General features: G+C 38.8%; 20 protein-coding genes. 17 read left to right on the top strand and 3 right to left on the bottom strand.

Annotated features, from left to right (window positions below; all coding sequences use genetic code 11):
• Window positions 1-27: 27 nt before the first annotated feature.
• Together CD00_RS0109920 and CD00_RS20405 are read right to left on the bottom strand one after the other, a co-directional pair.
• On the bottom strand, window positions 28-1,464 hold the full coding sequence (locus CD00_RS0109920; protein WP_026655838.1) for a hypothetical protein: 1,437 nt from the start codon (window positions 1,462-1,464) through the stop codon (window positions 28-30).
• Entirely contained in the window at window positions 1,457-1,894 is a 438-nt protein-coding gene (locus CD00_RS20405; protein WP_207640481.1) for a hypothetical protein, read from the bottom strand. The genes CD00_RS0109920 and CD00_RS20405 overlap by 8 nt, the downstream gene beginning before the upstream one ends.
• Window positions 1,895-2,522: 628 nt before the next feature.
• Between CD00_RS20405 and CD00_RS0109910 the strand changes: the two genes are divergently transcribed.
• The 4 genes from CD00_RS0109910 to CD00_RS0109895 all read left to right on the top strand — a co-directional run bounded on the left by CD00_RS0109910 (window position 2,523) and on the right by CD00_RS0109895 (window position 7,008).
• Window positions 2,523-4,001, top strand: coding sequence for a hypothetical protein (locus CD00_RS0109910; protein WP_207640480.1), 1,479 nt, complete (start codon window positions 2,523-2,525; stop codon window positions 3,999-4,001).
• Window positions 3,998-5,110, top strand: coding sequence for a glycosyltransferase family 4 protein (locus CD00_RS0109905; protein ID WP_026655834.1), 1,113 nt, complete (start codon window positions 3,998-4,000; stop codon window positions 5,108-5,110). The genes CD00_RS0109910 and CD00_RS0109905 overlap by 4 nt, the downstream gene beginning before the upstream one ends.
• Window positions 5,111-5,245: 135 nt before the next feature.
• Window positions 5,246-6,037: a DUF4869 domain-containing protein gene (locus CD00_RS20675; RefSeq protein WP_242838955.1), complete on the top strand. Its 792-nt coding sequence runs from the start codon at window positions 5,246-5,248 to the stop codon at window positions 6,035-6,037.
• Window positions 6,034-7,008, top strand: a complete 975-nt coding sequence (locus CD00_RS0109895; protein WP_026655832.1) for a hypothetical protein — start codon at window positions 6,034-6,036, stop codon at window positions 7,006-7,008. Before CD00_RS20675 ends, CD00_RS0109895 begins: the two co-directional genes overlap by 4 nt.
• Before the next feature lie 15 nt (window positions 7,009-7,023).
• Here the strand turns inward: CD00_RS0109895 and CD00_RS0109890 are convergent, their stop codons facing one another.
• On the bottom strand, window positions 7,024-7,935 hold the full coding sequence (locus CD00_RS0109890) for a hypothetical protein (protein ID WP_026655831.1): 912 nt from the start codon (window positions 7,933-7,935) through the stop codon (window positions 7,024-7,026).
• 221 nt (window positions 7,936-8,156) lie between these two features.
• Between CD00_RS0109890 and CD00_RS0109885 the strand changes: the two genes are divergently transcribed.
• From CD00_RS0109885 to CD00_RS0109820, 13 genes are all read left to right on the top strand, one after another.
• Window positions 8,157-9,944, top strand: a complete 1,788-nt coding sequence (locus CD00_RS0109885; RefSeq protein WP_026655830.1) for an AAA family ATPase — start codon at window positions 8,157-8,159, stop codon at window positions 9,942-9,944.
• A 91-nt stretch (window positions 9,945-10,035) separates the two neighbouring features.
• Entirely contained in the window at window positions 10,036-11,157 is a 1,122-nt protein-coding gene (locus CD00_RS17945) for a radical SAM protein (RefSeq protein WP_034462065.1), read from the top strand.
• 75 nt (window positions 11,158-11,232) lie between these two features.
• Window positions 11,233-12,618 carry a WecB/TagA/CpsF family glycosyltransferase gene (locus CD00_RS20670; RefSeq protein WP_242838954.1) on the top strand — a complete coding sequence of 462 codons (1,386 nt, stop codon included), beginning with the start codon at window positions 11,233-11,235 and terminating at the stop codon, window positions 12,616-12,618.
• Window positions 12,619-12,632: 14 nt separating this feature from the next.
• On the top strand, window positions 12,633-14,225 hold the full coding sequence (locus CD00_RS0109870; RefSeq protein WP_026655827.1) for an O-antigen ligase family protein: 1,593 nt from the start codon (window positions 12,633-12,635) through the stop codon (window positions 14,223-14,225).
• Window positions 14,226-14,328: 103 nt separating this feature from the next.
• Window positions 14,329-15,801: a sugar transferase gene (locus CD00_RS0109865; protein ID WP_242838953.1), complete on the top strand. Its 1,473-nt coding sequence runs from the start codon at window positions 14,329-14,331 to the stop codon at window positions 15,799-15,801.
• Window positions 15,802-15,811: 10 nt separating this feature from the next.
• Window positions 15,812-16,903 (top strand): GDP-mannose 4,6-dehydratase, encoded by a 1,092-nt coding sequence (locus CD00_RS0109860; RefSeq protein WP_026655825.1) that lies wholly within the window; start codon window positions 15,812-15,814, stop codon window positions 16,901-16,903.
• 14 nt (window positions 16,904-16,917) lie between these two features.
• Entirely contained in the window at window positions 16,918-18,483 is a 1,566-nt protein-coding gene (locus CD00_RS0109855) for a DUF6056 family protein (RefSeq protein WP_026655824.1), read from the top strand.
• Window positions 18,484-18,486: 3 nt separating this feature from the next.
• Window positions 18,487-18,906: a sugar 3,4-ketoisomerase gene (locus CD00_RS0109850; RefSeq protein ID WP_026655823.1), complete on the top strand. Its 420-nt coding sequence runs from the start codon at window positions 18,487-18,489 to the stop codon at window positions 18,904-18,906.
• Window positions 18,907-18,914: 8 nt separating this feature from the next.
• The gene (locus CD00_RS0109845; RefSeq protein ID WP_026655822.1) at window positions 18,915-19,859 is read left to right on the top strand and encodes a glycosyltransferase family 2 protein; all 945 of its coding nucleotides are present in this window, start codon (window positions 18,915-18,917) and stop codon (window positions 19,857-19,859) included.
• Between the two features lie 253 nt (window positions 19,860-20,112).
• Window positions 20,113-21,249, top strand: coding sequence for a DegT/DnrJ/EryC1/StrS family aminotransferase (locus CD00_RS0109840; RefSeq protein WP_026655821.1), 1,137 nt, complete (start codon window positions 20,113-20,115; stop codon window positions 21,247-21,249).
• 15 nt (window positions 21,250-21,264) lie between these two features.
• Entirely contained in the window at window positions 21,265-22,509 is a 1,245-nt protein-coding gene (locus CD00_RS0109835; protein ID WP_026655820.1) for a hypothetical protein, read from the top strand.
• Between the two features lie 537 nt (window positions 22,510-23,046).
• The gene (locus CD00_RS0109825; RefSeq protein ID WP_242838952.1) at window positions 23,047-24,042 is read left to right on the top strand and encodes a glycosyltransferase family 39 protein; all 996 of its coding nucleotides are present in this window, start codon (window positions 23,047-23,049) and stop codon (window positions 24,040-24,042) included.
• On the top strand, window positions 24,017-25,642 hold the full coding sequence (locus CD00_RS0109820) for a hypothetical protein (RefSeq protein WP_026655816.1): 1,626 nt from the start codon (window positions 24,017-24,019) through the stop codon (window positions 25,640-25,642). Before CD00_RS0109825 ends, CD00_RS0109820 begins: the two co-directional genes overlap by 26 nt.
• The last annotated feature ends 5 nt before the right edge of the window (window positions 25,643-25,647 follow it).

Raw genomic sequence — 25,647 nt, 5'->3', positions numbered from 1 at the left:
CTACATGATGCTCCATCTATTCGGAAATTACTTGAATTTTATTCGATACACTAACCATCCTTTATAATTGAATGCAGTTTCTTCAAAGGTATAGTTGTTCTTAATTGATTCAGCAATTTCGTTGCCATATAATGGGCTGTACAAGTAATAACCGGTTCGGTCCGGACCCAAATCAAATATGTGATCCTCGCTGATTACATGTACGGAATATTCTTGTCCGTTATCACAATCAGCCATGCGGGTTTTGCGTTTGGAGTTCCAATAATCGGTATATTTGATTTCGGTTCTATTATTTAGATTTTCGTACCAGCCCATTGCATCGAAATGCCAGGTTGCATTTGCAACTGCAGGTAAATATAATTTGGCTGAATCGTCATTCATGACGTCTTCAAGTGCCATATCTACAACTTTTCCCCACCCCTGATACTGCCTGTTGTAGGCCATTCCATCAGATAAAATTTCACTGGTAGTAATAAGTGTTTTATTTCCGATGTTGATGTTCGGAAAGAGTTTTAGCATGAGCGGATCTATAGTTGCAAATGATTGTATGAAAAGAAGTAGTATTAATGCGGATGATATGAAGATTTTTATAGCTTTTTTGTCAATGTAATTTATCAATATGTATGCCATCACTAAATATATCTGAGCGACCAGTGCATCTATATATCTGGGATGATTGATTGTCTTAAATAATACCGAGAAGATAAGGAATGCGATCATTGAGAATAACATAGGAATCAATGATATGCTTTTATTTATTTGGGTTTTCTTTAAAACACCGATGATAAATACTATTAAAGCAAGTGCAATCAATAGCCAATTAAAGTTGATTGCCAAAAGTGACAGCAGTTTGGCTTTAATGTAATTAAGGTCGATTTCAAAAGCCCCGTTTCCTTCCCAGTGTCCCACGAGATAATATGCGATCAGCCACATAAAGCAGGGAATGGCCATGATAATATATTTATGGACTTCATAAAAGAGTTTTTTGCTTTTGATAAGGTCAACAATGTAGAAGCCGAAAATAAACAGCACATATGAGATCAATGCAGTTTCTTTGCAGAAGATAAAGAAATATCCAATAAATACAGCTAACAGATATTTTTTTGTATATAATACATAGACCAATATGGGCATCACGCACCACATGGCATAATCAGGGTAGCTGTAGGTTATCATACCGAGCATATAAGGCGAACATGCAAATAAGGCAGTTAATACTATCTGTAATGCGATATCATCTTTGCTTGCACTACTGCAAAATAAAGCTACGCATTTATAGAATCCGTATACTCCGATAGCATACAGAATAAATCCGAATAAAGCCTGTCCAACCATGGTATCGCCGATAAGGAGCTTGAAAACTGTACACATTGCAGCATATGAATAAGAGACATGATCTGAAAGGGCAAGTCTTGAAAAATCCCAAAGTGAATAAATATCGTTTGCGCTTACAAGTTCAAACATGTCGTGAGAATCCCACAAAAAATAAACAGTATTGTGGCTTATGTATCGGATGCTTGCCAATGAGATGAGGATTGCGGCGGCAATGATACACAGAGTTTTTTTTTCTGATTAACACTGTTTTCCAAAAAGAACGATCTATATAGAAAAGTATTATGGATAAAAAGAAGGTCCCTGCATATGAAAACAGAGCAAATACGGCAGATTCTTTTATTAAAATACCAAATGATGGAATGAGTAGCAGCTCAATAATTGATACAATACCCAAAATTATGCGGAGCTGATCTTTGACTTCTTCTGAATGAATAACATATGCACCAAAGAAGAATACTAGTCCGATTCCCCAAAATACGAAGCGGGAAAACCGCATGTCACCGCTTTGTTCATATTTGAATGAAGAAAAGAGTGCAAGGAAAAACATGACAAAAGACATAGATGAGAGAAAAAGTTGAATTATTTCAATATTTTTTTCATCGAACTTTTTTAGGATAGTATTCATATGTGTTGGGAAATAAGTTCCTTTCGTTTTATTGGAAAAATAAGAGCTCAGACAAAAAATCATAAATAATAATAGCACATATATGATATATTTATCAGTATATGTGCAGGATATTAATAATAATATGGCGGAGGTAAAAATGATACTGGTTCGATTCTTTGTTCCACTTATCTATTCTGTGATGATCGGAGGGGCGTGGAGTTTATGGTCACGTAAAAAGTTTTCAAGTTCTGTGGCGCCCGCTTATATGTTACATGTATTGGTTGTTCTTTTGAGTGGCTTAGTATTTAAGCGGCTTACTATAGGTATCTATGGAGGTATTTTTGCTGCACTCGGTTTATTGGTGCTATATGTGGTAAAGGATAAGAAACAATATACTACAGTTCGGGGAAGGGCTTTAGAATATTTGAATGAACTGTGGAATGGGGGATTGTTTACTTTTTGTGTCTTTTATATTCTTTGTTATTTTATGAATTCACAAAAGTGTTTTGAGTTTTGGGATGAATTCTCACATTGGGGAATGTTTCTGAAGGAAAGTCTCAGGCTTGATGGATTGTATTGTATGTCACCGCTTGAATTTGCACATAAAGATTATGTTCCTGCGATAACACTATTTGAAACAATATGGTGTAAATTGAATTTTAGGTTTGCTGAACCTGATGCATACAGGGCAATACAGATTTTTATGTTCTCTTTACTTATGCCGATGTTTGAGAGTTTTGATGCATATAGCAAAAAGATACTTTTCAGATTAAGCCCTGTTGCGATTGTTCTTTTGATTCCGCTAATTTTTAATACAGCTAACGCTTTTTTGTTTTATCATTCAATATATTGTGATGTTGCGGTTGCAATAGTGTTTTACTGGTGTATGTTCGAAGCATATAGAAAACATGATAATCTGTCATATCAATGTATGGTGATAGCGATAGGCGTTTCGGTACTTGTTTTGTCAAAAATGATTGCCATGGCGTTATTGCCGCTTGTGGTTGTATTTTTTGTGATAAGAGTGTATTTCTTCTCCGATAAAAAGACTAAAGGAAAAGAGAATATTTTAATGCTTCTTCCTGTGGTTTTGCCTGTTGGATTATGGGGATGGTTTAATAAATTTGCTGAAATTTATGCGGGTAAAATAGGAGGAACACAGACTTACAGCGGAATGCAGGTTTCTTCGCTTAAAGATGTTTTTTTGCATCCCGACAATGGTGCCATTCCATATCTTGAAAAAGTAAAGTTTAAATTTTTTGAGGCACTTCTTTATAGAGATATACTTCTCCACGGATCGTATTGTGCTGCCATTATTTTTATGGCGATTACATTTTTGGTCATTTCTTTTTATACAAATGATATTTTAAAGAGGCGACTGATGAGGCTTCTTGGATTGTGGACATTGGCATCCGGAATTTTTTATGCAGTATTGTTTTATTTTCTGTATGCCACATCTTTTTCTGAACATGAAGCAGTGCAATTAGCAAGCTATGAGCGGTATATGAATTCTTTTGTTATCGCAGCGCTGTTTCTTCTCATAGCAGTTTACTATGATTCGGAAATATGGAAAAGATATATCAAGGGATATTACAGGATATTGATATTTTTGTCAGTGGGATTGGGCTTTTTCCATGCTAATGCTTTTGACCAGATATTACCGGGAAACATATCAGGAGATGCTGCATATGTTCAGGAATATACAAGCAGTGCATCATTTATAATGAACAATACCGGAGAAGATGACAGAATCTTTATAATCAAGAGAGGTGATAACGGAAATTATATATGGCATGAAAGATATTATTGTAGCCCAAGGATTATAGGCGGAGGAAGCATTGGACCGGCAATCGATGAAGAAGATATTTGGTCATGGGATGCTACGACGGAAGAGCTTATTTATGCACTTAGAGATTACGACTACATCTATTTTAGCGGATTGGATGAGGAGTTCATAAATAAATATTCCGAAGTCTTTGAGGATCCTTCTCAAATAGTTGAAGGAAAGATATACAGGATTTCAGGGATAGAATCTAAAGTTACATTGGTGAGATTATGAAGAAGATAGCAATAGATTTGACGTGGGTAAGGCACGGCAAGGTTGGAGGAACGGAGTCAAGCGTTACCAACCTGCTGAAAGGTCTGGAACAATTGCATGATGAAGAATCAGAGTTCTATTTGATCACTGCAAAGGATAACACTGAGCTTTTTCAAGATTTTATTTCACGTGGATACTTTAAATTACTTGTTGGTAATACAATAGCAGATAATCAGAAAAAGCGTGTATTATGGCAGAATTTCGGATTGTGCAGGCTTCTTAGAAAAAATGGGATATATGATTGTATTGAGCCTATTTATTTGATGCCGTTTACGCCGCTTATGGGGATAAGGTTTTATGCGATTATTCATGATCTTCAGGCAATGCATTATCCTGAGTATTTTTCGACATTTCGTGTTTCCTTTATGAAAAAAGCATGGAAGAATACGGTTAGAAAGGCTCATCGCGTTGTGGCGATATCGGACTATGTTAAAGATGATATTGTTGCGACATACCATGTAAATGAAGATAGGATAGTGCGAATCTATGATGCGATAAGTATTGATACGGAGGATGCAGCCGGAAATGAGGTGTTGGATAAGTACTGTGTTGAGAAAGGTGAGTTTTATTATTCTGTATCATCACTTCTTCCGCATAAGAATCTTAAGACAATCATTCTTGCTTTAGCCAAGTTGAAAGAATCCGGTTCTAAAGCATTTTTGCCTCTTCTGGTATCGGGAGTCGGAGGACATCAGAAGCAGGAGCTTGAGCAGCTTCTTAAAGAGCATAATTTGACCGAAGACGTGCATATGACCGGATTTGTGGATGATTCGGTGCGAAATGCGCTTTACAAGAATTGCAAAGTATTTCTTTTTCCAAGTATCTTTGAAGGCTTTGGTATGCCTCCGATTGAGGCTATGGCCTTTGGTGCACCCGTAATAACGACTAAGGAAAGCAGTCTTTATGAGGTTACAGGCGGAATATGCAGTTATGTTGAGAATCCGTTGAGTGCAGATGAGTGGAAGGAAGCCTTAGAAAAAGGAGCATATTCTGAAGTTGATATTTCAGAGCTGCTGATGCAGTATGCACCGAAAGAAATTGCAAGGCAGTTTGCGCAAATGATGAAATGATGTAATAGCTGGAGATTCGGAACAAAATCAATAAATTTTGTTTTTGTTCCGAATTTTATCTATAATATACGTGTAATTGACGTTTTGTAAACGAAGGGAAATATAGATAAATATATAGTATTTTAGGGGCTTTATATGAAATATGGGAAGATTGCGGATGAAAAATTAAATACTTTTGAAGTGAATTTGTCAGAGTTGTTATCTGCGGTGCGAAGAGATATGCGTGAAGATGATAGTAAATCGGTAAAGGATTTATCTGATGAAATGCTTGTTTTTTTCCGTGGATTGGAGCGCGCTGATAGTTCCCAAAAATATATTCGTATTTATAGTGGAAAGAATAGAGACGACTATACGGATGTATTGGGGATTGAGGGATTTAAAGTGTGGCTCATTGGTAAGCAGAATGATGAGCGATTCTCTTATTTGCTGGGTTTTCTTAGAAATTATTGTAAGGCAAAAAGGATTCCTCTTTCTAATCTGAATATTGTTTTTGGGAATTTTATTGACGAAAGTATTTATAATACGGATATGTATTTTAATAATAAATATGAAAATGCTTGGTTTGAAAATCCTGAAATACAGAGGATGATTAAGAGTGTTGATAAATCAGAGGTTATAAATGCAAACAGCATTAACAGTCCTGTATTTGGAATTATACCGCCTACAAAGCTTTCAGGTGGAGCGAAAACATTGATGCTTATTTACAATAAGCCGGATATGATTTTTAATGCATCGACTTGTGGCGATAATTGCGCAAGATGGATTACAAAGTTTTCTAAGGAGAAAGACTTTATCATAAATTTGCAACATGTTATGAAGTTTTCAAATCATGGATTTCAGGCTTATATTGTCAATAACGGAACAATAGCACATTCACTTGATGAGTTATATGTTGCTGAGGAAATGTATTGTAGAGGAAATCAATGAAAGGCAAACATAGTATTATCATTTTCAATAATTTTGTAAAATATAAATTTGAGCTTGATCATAATATTAGTGTAATTCGTGGTGATAGCGGAACCGGCAAAACAACTCTTGTTAATATGATCAGAAGCTATCAGGTTGAGGGGCGAAGTAGTGGAATTGAGCTTGGCTGTGATAAGAAATGTATTGCGCTTGTTGGTGCCGGCAATGATTGGCTGGATGTAATCAATAAAACAGAGGATAGTATAGTCTTTATTGATGAAGGCGAGAAATACATATCCAGTATTTCGTTTGCGGATGCTATAAAGAACACTGATAACTATTATGTGATTGTATCAAGAAACAATTTATATAATTTACCTTATAGTGTTGATGCAATTTATGAGATAAAAAAATCAGGTAAATATGGAAGATTAAAACAGACATATAATCATCTTAGGCGTATTTATGGAGATATGTTGAGAGATGAATCCATTGATTTGAAGAATATTGATAGAATTATTGTTGAAGATTCAAATTCTGGATATGAATTTTTCTTGAATATATCTAAAAGATTAAAAAATGAGTGTATTTCATCCGGTGGAAAATCAGGCATGGCAGAGGCGATTAAAGAAACATCAGGCGAAAAAAAAGTGTTAGCTATTGCAGATGGCGCTGCTTTTGGTCCGGAAATGGATCGTGTTAATTATCTTATTAAAAATAGAGAAGGGAATAAGCTTTTTCTGCCGGAATCGTTTGAATGGCTTATTCTTAATTCAGGTATTATCAAGGACAGTTATGTTCCCGATATGCTGAGGGCTCCATATGATTTTATTGATTCAAGATTATATTTCAGTTGGGAGCAATTCTTTACAAAGGAGCTCATAAGACTATCAAATGGAACGTACTTGGCATATCAAAAGAACCATATTAATTCAAATTACTTGTCTGATGTAATAGTTAAGAAGATATTGGATAACTATTTCGAGATATGATGGCTCAATGACTTTTTATTCCCAAAACGTGACTCTGTTTACTATCCAACCTTTATAGCTGAATGTATCTTCTATGCAGTTGTATTCGGTTTTGATCTTATCGGCAATTTCTTTTCCGCATATAGGGCTGTATAGATAATAGCCCTTTTGAGCAGGGTTAAGGGAAAAAGAATAATTGTTGTTGATTACATGTACGTTGTATTCTATTCCGGTATGGTAGTCGGCCATTCGCGTTTTTCTGTATGTGTCCCAGTACGCGGTATATGTTGCTTCGCCGTTTTCGTCAAGAGTTATCATATATGCCATTGCATCGAAATGCCATGTTACATTGCTTATTGATGGTAAAAAGATTATAGAGGATTTGTCTGTAACAATATCTTCCAGTGCCGCATCGACAACTTTTCCCCATCCCTGGTATTGTCTGTTGTAGGTCATTCCGTCGGATAAGATTTCGTTGGTTGTTATCATGGTTGCGTTTCCGATATTTAAGCGTGGAAATGATTTTAACATGACAGGGTCTATGGTGATAAAGGACTGGAAGAATAATAGCACGGTCAAAGTAATTGAAAGTGTTGTCTGAATCGATTTTTTTTCTATATAATTCATCAGAACAAAAGCTGTTAAAAGGTAAATCTGTGCAATAAGTGCATCTGTGTATCTTGCGTGATTTACAGTCTTAAACGATACAGAGAAGATAACATAAGCAATCATTGAAAGTATCATTGGAAACATGGATATTTCATGATTGTTTCTTTTCTTCTTGAGAGCTGTAAAGGTGAAAACGGCAACGAGTAATATGATTATCAATAACCAGTTGAAATTGATGAGAAAAAGAGACATCAGCTTGTATCTTATGTAGCTTGAGTTGATTTCAAAGGCTCCGCTTCCGTCCCAGTGCCCTATAAAAAGATATGAAATAATCCACATAAAGCATGGGACTGTAGTTAAGAGATAATTTTTTATATCATAAAAAATATTCTTTGTTTTGTATATGCCAATTAAGTAGCAACCAATAACAAGAAATACACTACAGGTTGTATTGTTGTAAATGAAGATGCGTATGTGGGTAACAATATATATCCGTTATACCCTTTTACTTTGATGGATAAAGGGGTATAATGGGTATAACTGTTAAGGAGCAAAATATTATGAATAATAGAGATATTTATAATCAAATTGCAGATATAGAGCGTGAAATTGCAATGTTGCCGAGTGGTAGTATTACGAAGAAAAAAATAAAAGGGAAAGAATATTTTTATCACAGAGTTTCACGTGACGGTAAGAGGGTGGATAATTACGTTAGTTTTGAGGATGTCACTGCACTAAAGGATATGATTGATAAGCGGCGCACTTTAGAGAAAAGGCTTAAGGAACTTAAGCAGTTGGTGCCCAAGGAAAAACAACCGGGGAGACAAAATTATAATTTTAAGACAACGGTAAGGATTGGAAATCAACTTGAAGCACAGATTGCACTTGTCGGGGATTATAAAAAAAGAGAATGCATAAGTCTGCTTAGAGATTATGTGTTTGGTCCAAGACGGGATAAAGTTCTGATTATTTATGGCCTTAGAAGAACAGGAAAGACAACAATGATCAGACAAATTCTTTCGGAATTGCCTGATGAGGAGTTTATGAAGGCAGCGTTTATCCAGGTGACAACAAGGGATACACTTGCTGATGTAGATGCAGATTTGAGATTGTTGGAGGAAGAGGGATATAAATATGTTTTTATTGACGAAGTTACTTTGATGGAAGACTTTGTGGAGGGAGCGGCTCTTTTTTCTGATATTTATGCAAGTAGTGGTATGAAGATAGTTCTGTCCGGAACAGATTCTCTTGGATTTGCGTTTACCAAAGAAGAACAACTTTATGACAGATGTATTTTGTTACATACAACCTTTATTCCGTATCGTGAATTTGAAGATGTATTGGGAATACAAGGAATCGATGAATATATTTGTTATGGCGGAACCATGAGTTTGGGTGGAATAAATTATAATGCAGAGACACCTTTTTCGGATTCTAAACATGCGGAAGAATATATTGACACTGCTATAGCCAGAAACATTCAACATTCGCTCAAGGCGTATCAATACGGTAGGCATTTCAGATTGTTGCTTGATCTATACGAGCGTGGTGAATTGACTAATGTGATAAATCGCGTGGTGGAAAATATTAATCATAGTTTCACAAAAGATGTAATAGAGAAGACGTTCAAGTCTCATGATATTGCAGTGACAGCGGCAAATCTTCTTAGAGATAGGAAAAATCCAATAAATATTAAAGAGCATATGGATATAGACAGTATAACCGCAGGAATCATGAAGATGTTGGATATCCTGAATAAAGAAGAACAAAGTATAGATGTGGATGCTGATCATATGCTTCAGATTAAAGAGTATCTGTCTATGCTTGATCTTGTCATGGAGATAGACTTGGAGTCGCTACCGGAGGTAAATAAAAAAGGAATCGTTACAATAATTACTCAACCGGGGATGAGGTATGCTCAGGCTGAAGCTATCGTTGAGAATATGCTTCTTGATCCGGAATTTCTTGAGTTGTCGGCTAAAGAAAGACGGCGCATTTTGGATAGACTTCTTTCTGAGATACGCGGTAGAATGATGGAAGATATAATTCTTTTGGAAACCAAGCTTGCGTGCCCGGATAAAAAGGTATTTAAATTGCAATTTCCGGTTGGTGAGTTTGACATGGTTGTGTATGATCCGAAGGAATTATGCTGTGAGATATATGAAGTTAAGTATAGCACAGAAGCGGTCGCTGAGCAGTATCGGCATTTGGTTGATGAAGAGAAATGTGCTATGACCGCTCACAGATATGGAGATATACGTGGGAAGTACGTTATTTATCGTGGAGAAGCTATGTCATGCGGTGAAGTCAAATATCTGAAGGTTGAAGATTATCTTAAATTCTTATAGGGCAATTTTGTTCTATAGATTGAGCATGACAAAGTTAAGCATACACTGTAAGATAAAATGGTGAAATCATACTGAAACAAAGGTAATAAAAATGTCAAAGAAATTAAACGGAACGGTTATAGTTACATACAGATGCAATGCGCGTTGCAACATGTGCAACAGGTTCAAGGCGCCGTCGAGGCCTGAGGATGAGATATCAATTGAGACGATAAAGAAGCTCCCGGAGATGTATTTTACCAATATTACAGGCGGAGAGCCTTTTATTCGTGAAGATATAAAGGATATAGTAAGAGAGCTTAGGAAAAAGAGTGACAGAATAGTTATATCGACCAACGGCTTTTTTACCGACAAGATAATTGACTTGTGCAAGGAGTTTCCCGATATCGGTATCCGCATTTCAATCGAGGGACTTGAGCAGACGAATAATGAGATCAGAGGACTTCCGGATGGCTTTAACAGAGGCTATACGACACTTAAGAAGCTCCGCGAGATGGGAATGAAGGACGTGGGATTCGGTATGACGGTGCAGGACAGGAACGCACCCGATCTTTGCGAGCTTTATAAGCTTTCCGATGAACTTGACATGGAGTTTGCGACAGCGTCACTTCATAACAGTTTCTATTTCGTTGAAGCCAAGAATATAATCAAGGACAGACCGATGGTTGCGCAGAATTTTGAAAATCTGGTCAATATGCTCCTTAAATCAAACAGTCCCAAGAAGTGGTTCAGAGCATACTTTAATCATGGGCTTATAAACTATATTTACGGGCAAAAGAGGCTTCTGCCCTGCGATATGAGTTTTGATACATTCTTTATCGATCCCTACGGCGATGTTATGCCGTGTAACGGAACAAAGGATAAAGAAGTTATGGGTAATCTGAATGATCAGACTTGGGATGAATTATGGAACAGCGAGCAGGCTGAGCGTGTGAGAAAAGTTGTGAGATGTTGTGACAGGGACTGCTGGATGATAGGATCTGTTTCTCCCGCTATGCACAAATATATCTGGGTTCCCGCATGGTGGGTAATACGCCACAAGATCAAGGCGCTGTTTATGAAGAAGCCTTACTCGATGTATGAACTTAAAGTCGTGCGCGATTACAGGGATGGCAAGGTGTCCAAGGAGGAACTCGATAAGTGCAGTACTTGTGACTTTAATGCGGTTGCCAATAACGGACTTAAGGATTGCGGCGGATGTGGTTGCGATAAATAATAGCTTAGGAGATTCACACATATATAATGAATAATTATAAAAAAACAAAGGTTTCCTGTAAAAAGAATATTTATTTTGGACGAGACAGCTCTTTTACTGTCCTGGTTTTCGGCATTCATAATAAGATATGGCGAGCAGGCTACAAAATGGTATGAAATGTTCGACGGACTGTACGTTTCGGTTGTTGTTATTTGCTGTATCTTACAGGTGATCGTGTTTTTGTTATATGACTGCAGAAAAGATCATATATTCTTGCAGGATCCGTTTGAGAATCTGATGTCGGTCCTTACAGGAAAATGTGCGATCATTATATTTTTACTGATGTATCTGTATGCCATGAAAAGCGACTCTTCAAGAATTGTTATAGGTTTGGTTTTTGCTCTTGGCATCTTTTATTCCTATATTTTCAGGATGTTATACAGGAAAAAGAACAAGGAAAGATTTCTTTCTATGGGAGACAGAAAGACTTTCAAAGTTACGCTTCCTGTTACGGATATTGTTGATATCATTGAGAAATATTATGTATCCGGCTGTGATGATATGCTGCTTATCGGAGCTGAAAAAAATGATGAGTCGGCAAAAGAGCTTCTGAAGGAGGCGGAAAGGCGCAGAATACGTACATATATCGCTCTTGACTTAAATAAGTATAATGTACGATCCGGAATAGTAACCGATGTAGATGACTATGCATCAATTCCTGCATCTGTGCGAAGCGAACGTTTTGATGTGTTTGGGATAAAATATGCGGTTGCAAGGACGGAAGAAGCAGTCTTTCATGTGCTTACTCATTTAGAAGAACTTTCGGGAAAATATATCTGTTTTTCCAATGTGCATACTTCCGTTATGGGAAGGGAGAATCCTGAGTACAAAGAGGTTCTTAACAGCTCGGCATTTACTTTTGCGGACGGTAATCCTATAGCAAAGCTTCAGCAAAAAGAAGGATATATCGGAGCTGAAAGAGTTGCGGGGCCTGATTTCATGGAGCATATGTTCAGAGATACGACGGATGGAAGCGTGTCACATTATTTCTACGGATCGTCAGAAGAAACAATTAAGGAACTTCGCAAGAACCTTCTTGAAAGATATCCCGGGATAAATATTGCCGGAATGTATTCGCCGCCATTCAGGGCTCTTTCCGAAGAGGAAGATAAAGCGGATATTGAGATGATTAATTCATCGGGCGCAGATATAGTCTGGATAGGACTTGGCGCGCCCAAGCAGGAAAAATGGATGCTTGCGCATAAGGATAAAATAAACGGCGTTATGATGGGCGTCGGTGCAGGCTTTGATTTCCACGGAGGAACAATTAAAAGAGCTCCTGTCTGGATCAGGAAGATTGGATTTGAATGGCTTTACAGACTTTTTCAGGATCCGGAGAGGCTTTTTAAGCGCTACTTTGTGACCAACACAAAGTTTATCTGCTATTTGATAAAGGATTCTTTTAGCAAAAAGAAAAAATAATAAGGATAAAGTATATGACTGAATTAAAGATAAGAATGCAGAGAATGCTTTGGGCGTTACATGGCAAGGAAGAGATAGGGGAGAGGATATACTTACTTTTCTTTGCTATAGCGGTAGGCTCGAGAGCTTTCGGATGGTATGACGGAATGTTGCAGATCAAGGCAGTTTTCGTTATATGTGCATTCTTATTTTTGTGCAAACTATTGGTTACCGAACATACTGCCAAGGAATATGCGGTTATTGGGACGCTTATGCTTGTTGCGGGGCTTGTATATTATCATACGGGGCACAAAGGTCTTATAGAGTGTTTCATGATGATGCTCGGAATGAAAAAAGTTGAGACCAAAAAAGTGATCGGATGTGGGACGCTGGTTGCGGGGCCTCTTATTCTTTTCAGGATCTTTACGGGTGCATTCGGACTTGCGGCTGAGAAATACTATCCCCAGACAAGGGACGGAGCGGGAACGATGTTTAGGCATGCTTTCGGATACGCTCATCCCAATACACTTCATATGAATGCGATAATGCTCACAATGATGAGCATATATCTTGTCACAGTTTGGCTTAAGGGAAAAGAAAATGCAAAACGCCTTCTTTTCATGGCTTCGCTGGCGGGGATTATGTTTAATCTGTACATCTTTCAGTATTCGGGCAGCAGGACGGGCGTGCTTGCATGCGTTCTTTATGTCGTGGTAAATTACTATCTTTTTTCTGTAAAGAAAATGAGACTTTTGGAAAAGGTAGTAAGTTATGCGACTTTTCCTGTGACTGCGTTTATATCTATCGTGCTTCCGCACGTACTTCCCGAAAAGCTATTTGATTTTTTTAACGGAAAAATATTTAATACAAGATTTGCGCTCGCAAAATATTTTTGGAGTAATAACAGTTTATCGCTGTTTGGAACAAGGCTGATAAATCCTGATGAGAGTTACAGAACCTACGGGATTGATATGTCACAGTTATATCTGTTTTTGCAGCTTGGAATAGTTGCTTTTGTTGTCATGTTTGTGCTCACGACATTTCTTATGAACAGGTGCATTGCAAATGACAGAAGAGCAGAGATTGCGATCATGATGGCAATGCTGTTTATCGGAATTTGGGAACCTCTTTTATATAATCTTTCTGCAAAGAACTTCACATATGTGTTCATGGGAAGTGCGATATATGAATTCTTAAGCCGTGCCGATGCGGCTAAAGAGGATGATTGTGTGGCCGGAGGCGTGACTGACAAACCTTATGTCGTAGCTTTGATAAAACGTATCGCGATAGGGGCTTTGGCAGGAGCTGCTATGGCGGTTATCTATGTTGCTCTTACCAATGAACCCACCGCTTTATATGGCGCAAGAGAAAGAGATGAAAGCAATAAGAGCCTTGGCATGACGCCGGAGTACTATACATCCGAAGAGATAAATGATTTTAAGAAAAACGGTGATATTGTCATTGACTATGCGGGCGAAGACAAGCCGATGTACAAATATGATGAGTCGCTTGCTGTGGGAGAGTACAGGAAGAAGATCATGAGCGTCGGCGTTTGGACCGGAATACTCGCTTTTTCTGCATGTTGCGGAGTTGGCGCGGTTCGAAAGAAAAAAGACAATATCGGGTGATACGCCATAGCATGAGTGAATGAACATAAAATAGAGTGATTATTATGAAATCATGCTATAATGGTTCAGTATGAGTAATAAAAATAAAACATTTCAAACGTACATGCTTTGGCTGATAGATATGGCATGTATCATAATTTCATATGTGCTTGCATCATGGCTTAGATACAGCGATTTTATGATGAAAGTATTTTGGGGCAGATTCACGAATCTTGAAGGTTACGGAGATAAGACAGAGCATTATCTTGTATGTGTTGTCTTTCTCCTGTTTTGTGTTGTCTACTCTTTTCTTGCGGACTGGAACAGAGACTTTGCTGTAAGAGGATACATCAGAGAGTTCTTTTCTATTGTGAGATTTATGACAGTGATGCTGGTTGCGTCTTCTGTTGTTATATTCTTCTTTACCTGGGGAAAGAGTGTATCGAGACTTTTTGTTGTCATATTCGTATTTTTAGATATTCTTCTGACTTATTTTGCGCGAATAATCTTTAAGGATATATTTAGGAAATACATTTCGAGTGATAACAATGCGGTTCGTGTGGTTGTCGTAGCCGAGAGGAATCTTATGGAAGATACCGTCCGCAAATTGATCGGTAATGCCGGTAATCTTGGCTATAAGATTGTAAGAGCTTATGCAGCGGATGCAAAAGAGAAAAGCACGGGCGGTATAAGTAAAGAGAATTCAGATACGCAGAAAACATCGAATGAGCCGTGGTACATAGACGGTATACATGTTCATGACGGGATAAATAATCTGACATCGCGTCTTATAACGGATCCTTTCGATGAAGTTTTTATCAATACACCCAATATTCCGCAGAAGGATATGAAAGATATCATTCTGGGATTTGAGGAAATGGGAATCACGACTCACTATAATCTTGAACTTCCCGGATTTGGCAAGGCAAATACACAGTTTGACGATTTCCTTGATTATTCGGTTCTTACGTATTCGATGAACAGAACAAGCTATAAGCGTCTTTTTATAAAGAGAGGACTTGATATACTCGGCGGCATCGTAGGACTTATCATTACAGGCATCGTGACACTTTTTCTTGCACCTGCAATAATGATCGATTCAAAGGGGCCTGTTTTCTTTTCTCAGACCAGAATTGGAAAGAATGGAAGGCGTTTCAAGATATACAAGTTTAGATCGATGTATATAGATGCCGAGGAGCGCAAGAAGGAACTTGCCGATAAGAACGAGATGAGCGGACTTATGTTCAAGATGAAGGATGACCCCAGAATTACCAAGGTCGGAGCCTTTATCAGAAAGACAAGCCTTGACGAGCTTCCGCAGTTTCTCAATATCTTAAAAGGTGAGATGAGCCTTGTCGGTACAAGGCCGCCTACGGAAGAAGAGTTCAAAAATTACAACGAGCATTACAGAAGAAGGCTTTCCATGACTCCGGGGCTTACCGGGCTTTGGCAGATAAGCGGAAGAAGTGATATCACTGACTTCGATGAAGTGGTTAAGCTTGATCTTGAGTATATAGATAACTGGAGCCTTACTGAGGATATCAGGATAATTTTGAAGACTGTTTATGTCGTGCTCTTTGGAAGAGGAGCCGAATAAGAGGTTAAAAATGTTAGCAAGTAATATAGATCTTAGCGGAAAAAGAGTTTTTGTAACGGGAGCAGCCGGTTTTATCGGATCGAATCTCGTGCTTGAACTTATAAGAAAATATAAAGATACAGGTATTTCTATTCTTGGAATAGACAATATGAACGATTACTACGATGTAGGGATCAAAGAGGACAGACTTAAGAAGATTGATGAGCGCACAGGCGGAGATTCTAAGCTTTTTACACTTGTAAGAGGAAGTATTTCCGACAGAAGTGTTATCGATAAGACCTTTAAAGAGTTTAAACCTGAAGTTGTCGTAAATCTTGCGGCTCAGGCGGGTGTCAGATATTCGATTGAAAATCCCGATGCGTATATCGATTCCAATATTATCGGATTCTACAATATTCTTGAAGCGTGCAGACATTCCTATGATGAGGATGTAACAGATGACTCATATAAGGGCGTTCTTCATCTTGTATATGCTTCAAGTTCGAGTGTTTACGGAAGCAACAAGAAGATTCCTTACAGCGTTGAGGATCAGGTCGACAACCCGGTATCTCTTTATGCTGCGACTAAAAAATCAAATGAGCTTCTTGCCCACGCTTATTCAAAGCTGTACGGAATTCCTTCAACGGGACTTAGATTTTTTACGGTTTACGGACCTGCGGGAAGACCGGACATGGCTTACTTTGGATTTACCAATAAGCTTGTAAAGGGCGAGACTATAAGGATCTTTAACTTCGGCAATTGTAAAAGAGATTTCACATATGTTGACGACATCGTTGAAGGTATCGTGAACGTTATGAAGAAGTCTCCCGATGAAAATGAGAACGGTGTAAAGTATAAAGTTTATAACATTGGAAACAACGATCCCGTCAATCTTTTGGACTTCGTCGATATCCTTCAAAAAGAACTTATATCTGCGGGAGTTCTTCCAAGTGATTATGATTTCGAGGTACACAAAGAGCTTGTACCTATGCAGCCGGGCGACGTTGAGATTACATATGCCGATGTGACGGCTCTTGAAAATGATTTTGGATTTAAGCCTTCAACTTCGCTTACGGAGGGACTTAGAAAATTCGCAAAGTGGTATAAAGAGTACTACGGCTAAGGAGTATAACGTAGATGTTTGAATACAAACTTCCTGTTTGGAAAAAAGAGATATCCGCAAAAAAGTTAAGCATCTTTTTTACGGTTGCGTATATTTTGTGTGTGGTTCCCATGCTGATTATGGCGTTCTATAACTTTCCCAGTGCAGATGATTTTTCTATGCCGAATTGGCCGCATCGTTGCTTTGTAGAAACGGGAAATGTATTTTTGTCCATAATAAAAGCCGTTGAGAAGGTCGGTTATGTATATCAGGTTGATGAAGGGTATTTTTTCTCAATTTTATTGACAACACTTGCTCCTGCGGCATATGGTGAACAGTTTTATTTTATCGGAACTTTTTTGGTTCTGGGAATGCTGACATTCGGAGTGTGCTTTTTTTTCAATGCTCTTTTTGTAAAAGTACTTAAGGCAGATAAATATCTTGCTAATACGGCGGCGATGATAACGCTTATTATGTGCACTCAGTTCATTGGCGATACTGAAACCAGAGTCGAGGCTTTTTACTGGTACAGTGGTGCAATAAATTACACATTTACTTTCGGAATGGCATTTTTCTGGTTAGGGCTTCTGATCGGATGCGTATATGATGAAGATGCCGGGAAGAGAAAGCGCATGTTTATATGGGCGTGCATATGGGGCGTTTGCATGGGGGGAGCAAATTTCATGACTGCTCTCGAGCTTGCGATATGTTCCGTGCTTCTTTTGATAATAATTTTTTTGGAAAAAAAGAATGCTATAAAATTATATGATGCAGATGACAGAATGAGTAAGAGCTTTAGGCAGCTGTATATTCCTGCAATATGCAATCTTGTCGGTTTTGTAATACTTTTGATCGCACCCGGTAATTACGTGAGAAAGGAAAGTACCAATGGATATCCGCCGGTGAAGGCAGTGCTCATATCGCTATATTCAACGTTTGATGTTATTATTAATAAAATGATGAGGTGGGAAACATTGGTGTTCCTGCTCTTATTGGTTCCCATATTTTGGAAGATGGGAAAAAACATCAAATACAGATTCAGGCATCCTTTTGTATTTACGGTTTTTGCTTATGCAATGATATCGGCTAATATGACACCGGTATATTTTGGAACGGGTGATATGGGATCCGGAAGAGTGCGTGCGCTTCCGTGGATGGAATTTGTAATACTTGCGGCTCTAAATATTTTTTATGTTACAATCTGGATAAGGCAGTATCTTGAGGAAAATTACGGCCTGAAGTCAAAAGGTTCTGAGGATGATTTTTCCGGAGCTTCAGTGTCTGTTGTTATGACATTGCTGCTTCTTTTTGTATTTGGATCGGTTCTTTGTATTAAGCCTGATTATCATTATTATTCGGTGACATCATGTCTATATGATCTTGCATCCGGAACGGCTGCGGGATATAAGGCTGAGAACAAAGAAAGACTTAAAGTGTTACATGATTCTTCGATAAAGAAAGTTGTTTTTAAAGAACATCAATATAAACCTGAGATACTGTATCATTTCGATATAGGGGATGGCCCTGTAGATTGGGCATATAGTTTTACACTGGGGTATTACGACAAAGACGAAATTGTAATTGAGAAGATAGAAAGGTAAAAAATGAGAAGTGACTTTGACGAGAACTATAAAGTTCTTGAATTTAAAGAGTTCGGAGATGAGAAGGGAAACCTTGTAGTTGCTGAAGGATCGGGATTTGACATCCCTTTTGATATCAGAAGGGTTTTCTATATATACGGATCTGAGAGGGATATCAAGAGAGGCAATCACGCCAACAGATATACAAGGTTTGTGCTTATAAATGTAAGCGGAAGCAGTAAGGTCCTTATCGATGACGGCAAGAAGAGAGAAGTTGTGGCGCTTGATAAGCCAAGAATGGGACTTTATCTGGGACCAATGGTGTGGAAGGAAATGTATGATTTTTCACCCGATTCGGTTCTTCTTTGTCTTGCAAGCGAACATTACATCGAGAGCGAGTACATTCGCGACTATGATGAATTTATAAAAGAAATTAATGGGTAAAAGATATTATGAGTAAACTTTCTATTGTTATTCCGGTTTATTACAACTCGGATACACTGGAGCTTTTATATGACGATCTCAAGGAAAAAGTTCTCGGTAAGCTTGAGGAATATGAGATAGTCTTTGTCGATGACGGATCGGGAGACAATTCCTGGGAAATCATCAACAAGATTGCCGCTATGGACAAAAATGTTGTTGCGACAAAGCTTTCGAGGAACTTTGGTGAGCATGCGGCGCTTCTTGCGGGACTCTCCGTATGTACCGGTGACTGTGCCGTTACCAAGCAGGCCGATCTTCAGGAAGATTCAACGCTTATCCTTGAGATGTACGAGAGCTGGAAACGCGGCAATAAGGTCGTTTTGGCTATCAGAGGTTCAAGGGATGAAAATGCCGTTAAGAAGTTTTTTGCAGGCTGCTATTATTGGCTTGTAAGAAAGACTATCAACAAAGACATGCCTCAGGGCGGATGCGACTGCTATCTTGTAGACAGACAGGTAATCAAGGTGCTTGAGATGATGGATGAAAAAAATTCATCTCTTACACTTCAGGTTATGTGGGTAGGCTTTAAGACAGAGAAAATCTACTTCCACAGAAAAGACAGAGAAGTCGGAAAATCACGCTGGACACTCGGAAAGAAGATAAAGCTCGTTGTCGATTCAATGATGAGCTTCTCATATTTCCCGATAAGATGCATGGCGACGGTAGGATTTGTATTTGCGTTGTTATCGCTGATAGGTATCATACTTACCATAAAAGAAAAGCTTACAACAGGAACCCCGATACTTGGATACGCATCTCTTATGAGCGTTGTCCTTTTCGGATTCGGACTTATTTTTATCATGCTCTCAATGCTTGGTGAATACATCTGGCGTACACTTGAGGAATCACGTAAACGCCCTCCGTTCATCATCGACGAAGTACACCGCTCACAAGACGATAAGGGTGAGAAGTGATTTTTGCGCATGAAAAAATTAAGAACAAATGGAATGTAGTTACTAAGTGAATATGTTGAAACCATATATATGTAAATATTTGCACGAGTTGATGATTTCCGGGATGAAATATCAGAAAAAAAGTCGAATGCTTTGAATGACCATGAAATGAGACTTTTTTCTGATATGAATCCATGGAAAACACAACGAGGAAACATTTACATATATATGGTTTCAATATTTGAACTCAGTAACGGAAAGGCACCATCAAAGTATGGAAAAAATCATGCAGGGCCGTATGGACCGCGGATATTTCAGGTATCAGAAAGAATATGAGGAGAAGGCTCTCGAGGTTCTTCGCTCGGGATGGTACATCCTTGGAAAAGAAGTCGAGAAATTCGAGGAAGAGTTTGCTTCTTATGTAGGAACGAAGCATTCGGTCGGAGTTGCAAACGGACTTGATGCTCTCTGGCTTGCCTTTAGAGTACTTGGAATCGGCAAGGGCGATGAAGTCATTGTTCAGGGCAACACCTACATCGCAAGCGTAATGGGAATAACCATAAATGACGCGACACCTGTATTTGTTGAGCCTGATGAATACTATCAGATAGATGCAGATAAGATTGAAGAGAAGATAACGGACAAGACTAAGGCAATCCTTGTTGTCCATCTCTACGGTCATGCTGCAAACATGGACAAGATCTGTGCTATCTGCAAGAAACACAACTTAAAGCTTGTTGAAGACTGTGCACAGTCTCACGGAGCAAAATATAACGGCAAGATGACGGGATCTTTTGGTGACATCGGATGCTTTTCTTTTTACCCGTCCAAAAACATGGGGGCTTACGGAGATGCAGGCGCTATAACCACTGACGATCCGGAGCTTGCAAGACTTGTTAAAATATACAGAAACTACGGAAGTGAGAAGCGCTACTACAATATGGTGGTCGGTGCAAATTCAAGGCTTGATGAACTTCAGGCTGGACTTCTTAGGGTTAAGCTTACTCACATGGACGAGATAACAAAAGAAAGAGAAGAACTTGCAAACTACTACACAGTAGGAATTGATAATCCAAAGGTGATAAAGCCGTCTGTTGCCGATAATGCAACCTGTGTATGGCATCAGTTTGTACTTAGAGTTCCGACGGAAGGTGCCGAAGAAAACGGTAAGGAAGCATCTTCGGAGCGCGACAGATTAAGACAATATCTTGAAGATAACGGCATCATGACTTTGATCCATTATCCGATCCCGCCTCACATGGCACAGGCGTATGAATATCTGGGTGTGCCCGCGGGAAGTCTTCCGATCACTGAGCGCTTTGCTTCGGAAGTAATATCGCTTCCGATGTATACGGGACTTACAAGAGATGAGCAGGACAGAGTTATCGCCTGCGTAAATTCTTTTAAATGACGGAGAATAATATACATGAAGAAAGAACTTGCATTGGACAAACTCATAAGAAACCTTATAGATAAGTATTTATTCGAGATAGCTATCGGATTACTTATTCTTATTTCTGTATTCATAAGGTTCAAACTGGCGCCCAATACAGAGCTTTCTCCGGATTATAATTTTTATTATAAAGAATGGGTTGAGTTTTACAGACAAAACGGAATCATCAAGGGACTTTCAAACGCTCCCGGGGATTACTATGTTCCGTTTAACGTGATCTATGCACTGTCTTCGCTTTTTCCTTGCGAAGCATGGGTGCCGCTCAGCATCGTTCCTGCAATATGTGAATTTATATCAGCGTTTTTTATCTACAAGATTTTTTATCTTCTTACGGAAAAAAAGCGCTGCTCTGTTTTTATCGGTGTTATGACGCTGTACCTTCCGTTCGTGATTTTTGACGGAGCACTTTGGAAGCAGGTTGATGCGGTATATACATGCTTTTTGATGATCGCGATGTACAAGCTTTTAAAGCAGCAATACAGGGGCTCAATGATCTGGTATTCCGTTGCTTTTGCGTTTAAGCTTCAGGCGATACTTTTCCTTCCTCTTTACCTGATAATTTACATTACAGGCGGATTTAACGGTGCTGAGAATGAGGGAAAAGAGCTTTCTAAAAAGACGGCTTTCAGTATTCTTGAGTTTTTGTGGATTCCGTTTGTCTATCTTGTTGCCGGACTTCCGGAAGTTCTTGCAAAGCACGGACTAAGAGCAACTTATTTCGCTTATTTGGAACAGACGGGGGAGCTTGATTCGGAAGGATACGGAATGGTATCTTATTGCCCCAATATTTATAACTGGGGGTTCGACGATCATTACAAGCTTCTTTCGACGGCGGCTGTAATGGTACTTGCTGCTGTACTTGTTGTTATCGCGTTTTTTTGTTACAGATTCAGGGAAAAGATAGACAGAAATCTTGTTCTTTACCTTGCGATATGGACATCCTGGACTTGCGTGATCCTTCTTCCGGGAATGCATGAGAGATATGATTATGCGATGCTTATCCTTCTTACTCCTTTTGCGATGATGGTGAGAAAGAAGATAATGCCTTTTATGATAGTTGCAAATATATGCTCGTTGATAGTTTACGGAATTACACTGTTTGGGGCGGAAATAATTGATATTGCTTTCATTTCGGTATTTTATGTCGCTTCATATTTGTTTGTTACCGCTGATATCATTGGCCTTTTGAACGGAGGTAATGAGAAAAGTGAAGCTTAAAAAAGCCTTTAATATGGCAATTTGCGCATGTCTTCTTCTCGGTGCGGTGCTGATCCTTGGGTGCAGTTTTTTTTACAACAATTTATTACAAGATGCATCAGGAGAATGATAAGCTGTACTTTAAAATGGAAAATATCCCGCTTCTTGTTATATCTGTCGGGCTTAGTCTGTTTATCTTTTACATTCTCAAGAAAAAAGAGATTTTTGCAAAGAACAAAAAGCTTGTGGTAATAGGGCTTGTGTTCTGCGTTTTGTATTGCCTGACGCTGATCTTTTCAATAAAGCCGATGCCGGTCAATGACTCAGATACGTTGGATGAACATATAAACAGCTTTGTAAGAGGTGATTATTCGCAGCTTACGGAAAAAGGCGGCTATCTTTATATCTGGCCTTTCCAGCTGGGATATGTCTTTTTCGGCGAGTTTATGACTAAGATTTTTGGCTCCGGAAATTATCTTGCGTGGGATATTGCGCAGCTGATATCGATTCTTTTTACAATGTATTTTCTGGATAAAATATGCATGGAGTGTTTTGAAGATGCGGAAATATGCGGCATTATGTCGCTTTTATCTATGGGAGCATTGTTTTTTTTACAATTATGTGACTTATATTTACGGCGATATTCTCAGCATGGGACCGCAGACGTTGGCGCTGTATCTGATGATCAGGTACATGAAGACCGGAGAGCAGAGATACGGGCTTGGATCGGGCTTGGCCATTGCTATCGGTGTCATGTTGAAAACCAATTGTGAAATTACTGTAATTGCGCTTATAATGATACTGTTTATTAATGGTATCGGTTCAAAAAGCGATGATGCAAAAGTAAAGTTTAAAAACAGAGTGATTGTCGCGCTATGTATGCTGGTTTTTGTGTTCGGTCAAAAGACATACATAAATAACCACTACATGAAGGTTACGGGGCTTGAAGAAATACCCAAAGGCAATCCTTCCGTGGCGCATATAGCAATGGGCCTTCAGGAAGACGGCGGACTGGAGCCGGGATGGTACAATGGATATAATTATCGCGTTTTTTCTGAAAACGATTATGATACGGAACTTACGAAAAAAGCGGCTACAGCGAAGATCGGGGAGAGGGTGGATCTTTTTGCACACCATCCTTTTTATGCCGCAAGATTTTTTACAAGGAAATATATAACCCAGTGGGCCGATCCTGTTTGTATATCAACGCAAAATCTTGATTATGTGAGCAGGCATCATGAAATATCGGCTTTGGGAAATAGTATTGTATTTGGCGTCGGAAGTACGGTTTTAGCATGGATCATGAATGTTTTTATGACGCTCTGTTATTTGGGCGTAGTGGTATATCTTGTGGGAGTTCTGAGGAAAAGGCATGTTTCGGATTACGAGATGCTGATGTTACTGTTAATCTTTGGTGGAATGGTTTTCCACGAATTTTGGGAAGGGTCCTCACGCTATGCAATGAGATATTACATTTATCAGCTTCCTTTTGCTGCGTGCGGATTAAAGGTGCTACTTGGACTTATTCATGAACATAAACTCAAAAAAATATGATACTCCGGATGAAAGGAGGGACGGGCTGTTTTCATTTGTCTGGTGCCTTATAACGGGTGCCGTGATAATGACAATATGCTCAAGATCTTCTTTCCTGTATGCTTTTAATATATGGGATGATTCGAACAGTTATTTTACAGTCGGAAAAAGTATGCTGAGCGGTATGGTGCCGTACAGGGATCTTTTCGATCAGAAGGGAATCTTTCAGTACAGCATATATATGTTGGCTTCTCTTATCTCTAGAACAACGTTTCTGGGTGTGTACATAATTGAGATATTGGCATGTACAATGGCTCTCAAAGCGGCATTCAGGATCATGCAGGTGTACTTAAGATCTGTTTCCATGCCATACATCCTAACGCCGGTTGTGGGAATGATCGTATATACATCAAGATGCTTTTACTGGGGCGGAAGTGCTGAGGAGTTTCTTTTCCCGTTTATTATGTGGGGAATGTATATTTCGATAAGGCACTTTAAAGAGAACTATCCGGAACCCATGAGATACAAAAGAGTTCTTGTTGGCGGAATTCTTGCGGGATGCGTTTTTCATATCAAGTTCAATTCACTGGGATTTTTCTTTGCATGGATGGCGATGGTATTCTTTGCGGATATCATAGGGGCTAAGGCTGTAAAAAAAGCATTTGTCAGCTGCGTTGTATTTCTTGGAGGAATGGCAATCACATTTATACCGGGACTTGTATATTTCGGAATGAATAATGCGATCGTCGACTGGGGACGTGTGTACATCTACGAAAATGTTTTCGGGTATTCGAAAAAACTGTCTTTTGCCGAGAGAATGGCCGTTATCTACGATAAGATGACCGATCATATTTACGATAATAAATTAGTGTATTTGACTATTTTTATCGGTGCGTTATACTTTACTGTGGCTCTTGTATTTTCTTTTATTCCGGAAGACAAATACAAGCTTATAAAAAGAGATATAGTTGTAATTCCGGTCAAAGTTGCGGAATATGTCAACATAGCCATGCTTTTGGGATTCCTTACGCTGATCATTTTCATCGGGGGAGTCAGCATAACATATTACCCGTTTCCAATAAATGGATTTACGGTGTTTGGGGTTACCGCGATAGGATATTTACTTGAAGGGTTGTATCTTAAGCTAAATCGCGACGGCTTCAAAGACGAACTTACCGGGCTTACAAGTGCGGTTATGGTATTGATGCTGCTTGTAGCGGGAATTACTGCGTATAATATCTCACCAAATGTTTCGTATATGAAAATTGCGAAAAATGACCTTTGGCTCTATCATTTCCGTGATCATGTGCTTTCAAGCGGAATAGAGAATCCGAAGATCATAAATGAGAACGGTTTTGATGCGGGACTCTACACGGTGACGGATACATTGCCCGTATGCTATTACTTCCAGACGCAGACCGTGAATGAAGAGCATATGCAGAAGGTTCTTGAGGAACAAAAAAGGTTCACTCATGAAAAGATTGTTGATTTTGTGATATCTGTCAATAAACCTGCGGAGGGTGTAGATGATTATGATCTTGTTCTGCAGGAAGACTTTATCGATCCATGGGATCCGAATCAGACCGCTACATACTATTTGTATCAGAAAAAAGCTGAGTGATCGGC

Source organism: Butyrivibrio sp. AE3003, assembly GCF_000686065.1.
Lineage (GTDB): Bacteria > Bacillota > Clostridia > Lachnospirales > Lachnospiraceae > Butyrivibrio > Butyrivibrio hungatei_A.
The sequence above is the reverse complement of the archived record's forward strand: the minus strand, read 5'-3'. Positions and strand labels throughout refer to the sequence as shown.

Coding starts and splice junctions, on each gene's coding strand:
- CD00_RS0109920 (WP_026655838.1), bottom strand. CDS start 1,464: ATGTTTGAACTTGTAAGCGCAAACGATATTTATTCACTTTGGGATTTT.
- CD00_RS20405 (WP_207640481.1), bottom strand. CDS start 1,894: ATGTCTTTTGTCATGTTTTTCCTTGCACTCTTTTCTTCATTCAAATAT.
- CD00_RS0109910 (WP_207640480.1), top strand. CDS start 2,523: ATGTCACCGCTTGAATTTGCACATAAAGATTATGTTCCTGCGATAACA.
- CD00_RS0109905 (WP_026655834.1), top strand. CDS start 3,998: ATGAAGAAGATAGCAATAGATTTGACGTGGGTAAGGCACGGCAAGGTT.
- CD00_RS20675 (WP_242838955.1), top strand. CDS start 5,246: ATGAAATATGGGAAGATTGCGGATGAAAAATTAAATACTTTTGAAGTG.
- CD00_RS0109895 (WP_026655832.1), top strand. CDS start 6,034: ATGAAAGGCAAACATAGTATTATCATTTTCAATAATTTTGTAAAATAT.
- CD00_RS0109890 (WP_026655831.1), bottom strand. CDS start 7,935: ATGTGGATTATTTCATATCTTTTTATAGGGCACTGGGACGGAAGCGGA.
- CD00_RS0109885 (WP_026655830.1), top strand. CDS start 8,157: ATGAATAATAGAGATATTTATAATCAAATTGCAGATATAGAGCGTGAA.
- CD00_RS17945 (WP_034462065.1), top strand. CDS start 10,036: ATGTCAAAGAAATTAAACGGAACGGTTATAGTTACATACAGATGCAAT.
- CD00_RS0109870 (WP_026655827.1), top strand. CDS start 12,633: ATGACTGAATTAAAGATAAGAATGCAGAGAATGCTTTGGGCGTTACAT.
- CD00_RS0109865 (WP_242838953.1), top strand. CDS start 14,329: ATGCTTTGGCTGATAGATATGGCATGTATCATAATTTCATATGTGCTT.
- CD00_RS0109860 (WP_026655825.1), top strand. CDS start 15,812: ATGTTAGCAAGTAATATAGATCTTAGCGGAAAAAGAGTTTTTGTAACG.
- CD00_RS0109855 (WP_026655824.1), top strand. CDS start 16,918: ATGTTTGAATACAAACTTCCTGTTTGGAAAAAAGAGATATCCGCAAAA.
- CD00_RS0109850 (WP_026655823.1), top strand. CDS start 18,487: ATGAGAAGTGACTTTGACGAGAACTATAAAGTTCTTGAATTTAAAGAG.
- CD00_RS0109845 (WP_026655822.1), top strand. CDS start 18,915: ATGAGTAAACTTTCTATTGTTATTCCGGTTTATTACAACTCGGATACA.
- CD00_RS0109840 (WP_026655821.1), top strand. CDS start 20,113: ATGGAAAAAATCATGCAGGGCCGTATGGACCGCGGATATTTCAGGTAT.
- CD00_RS0109835 (WP_026655820.1), top strand. CDS start 21,265: ATGAAGAAAGAACTTGCATTGGACAAACTCATAAGAAACCTTATAGAT.
- CD00_RS0109825 (WP_242838952.1), top strand. CDS start 23,047: ATGCGGAAATATGCGGCATTATGTCGCTTTTATCTATGGGAGCATTGT.
- CD00_RS0109820 (WP_026655816.1), top strand. CDS start 24,017: ATGAACATAAACTCAAAAAAATATGATACTCCGGATGAAAGGAGGGAC.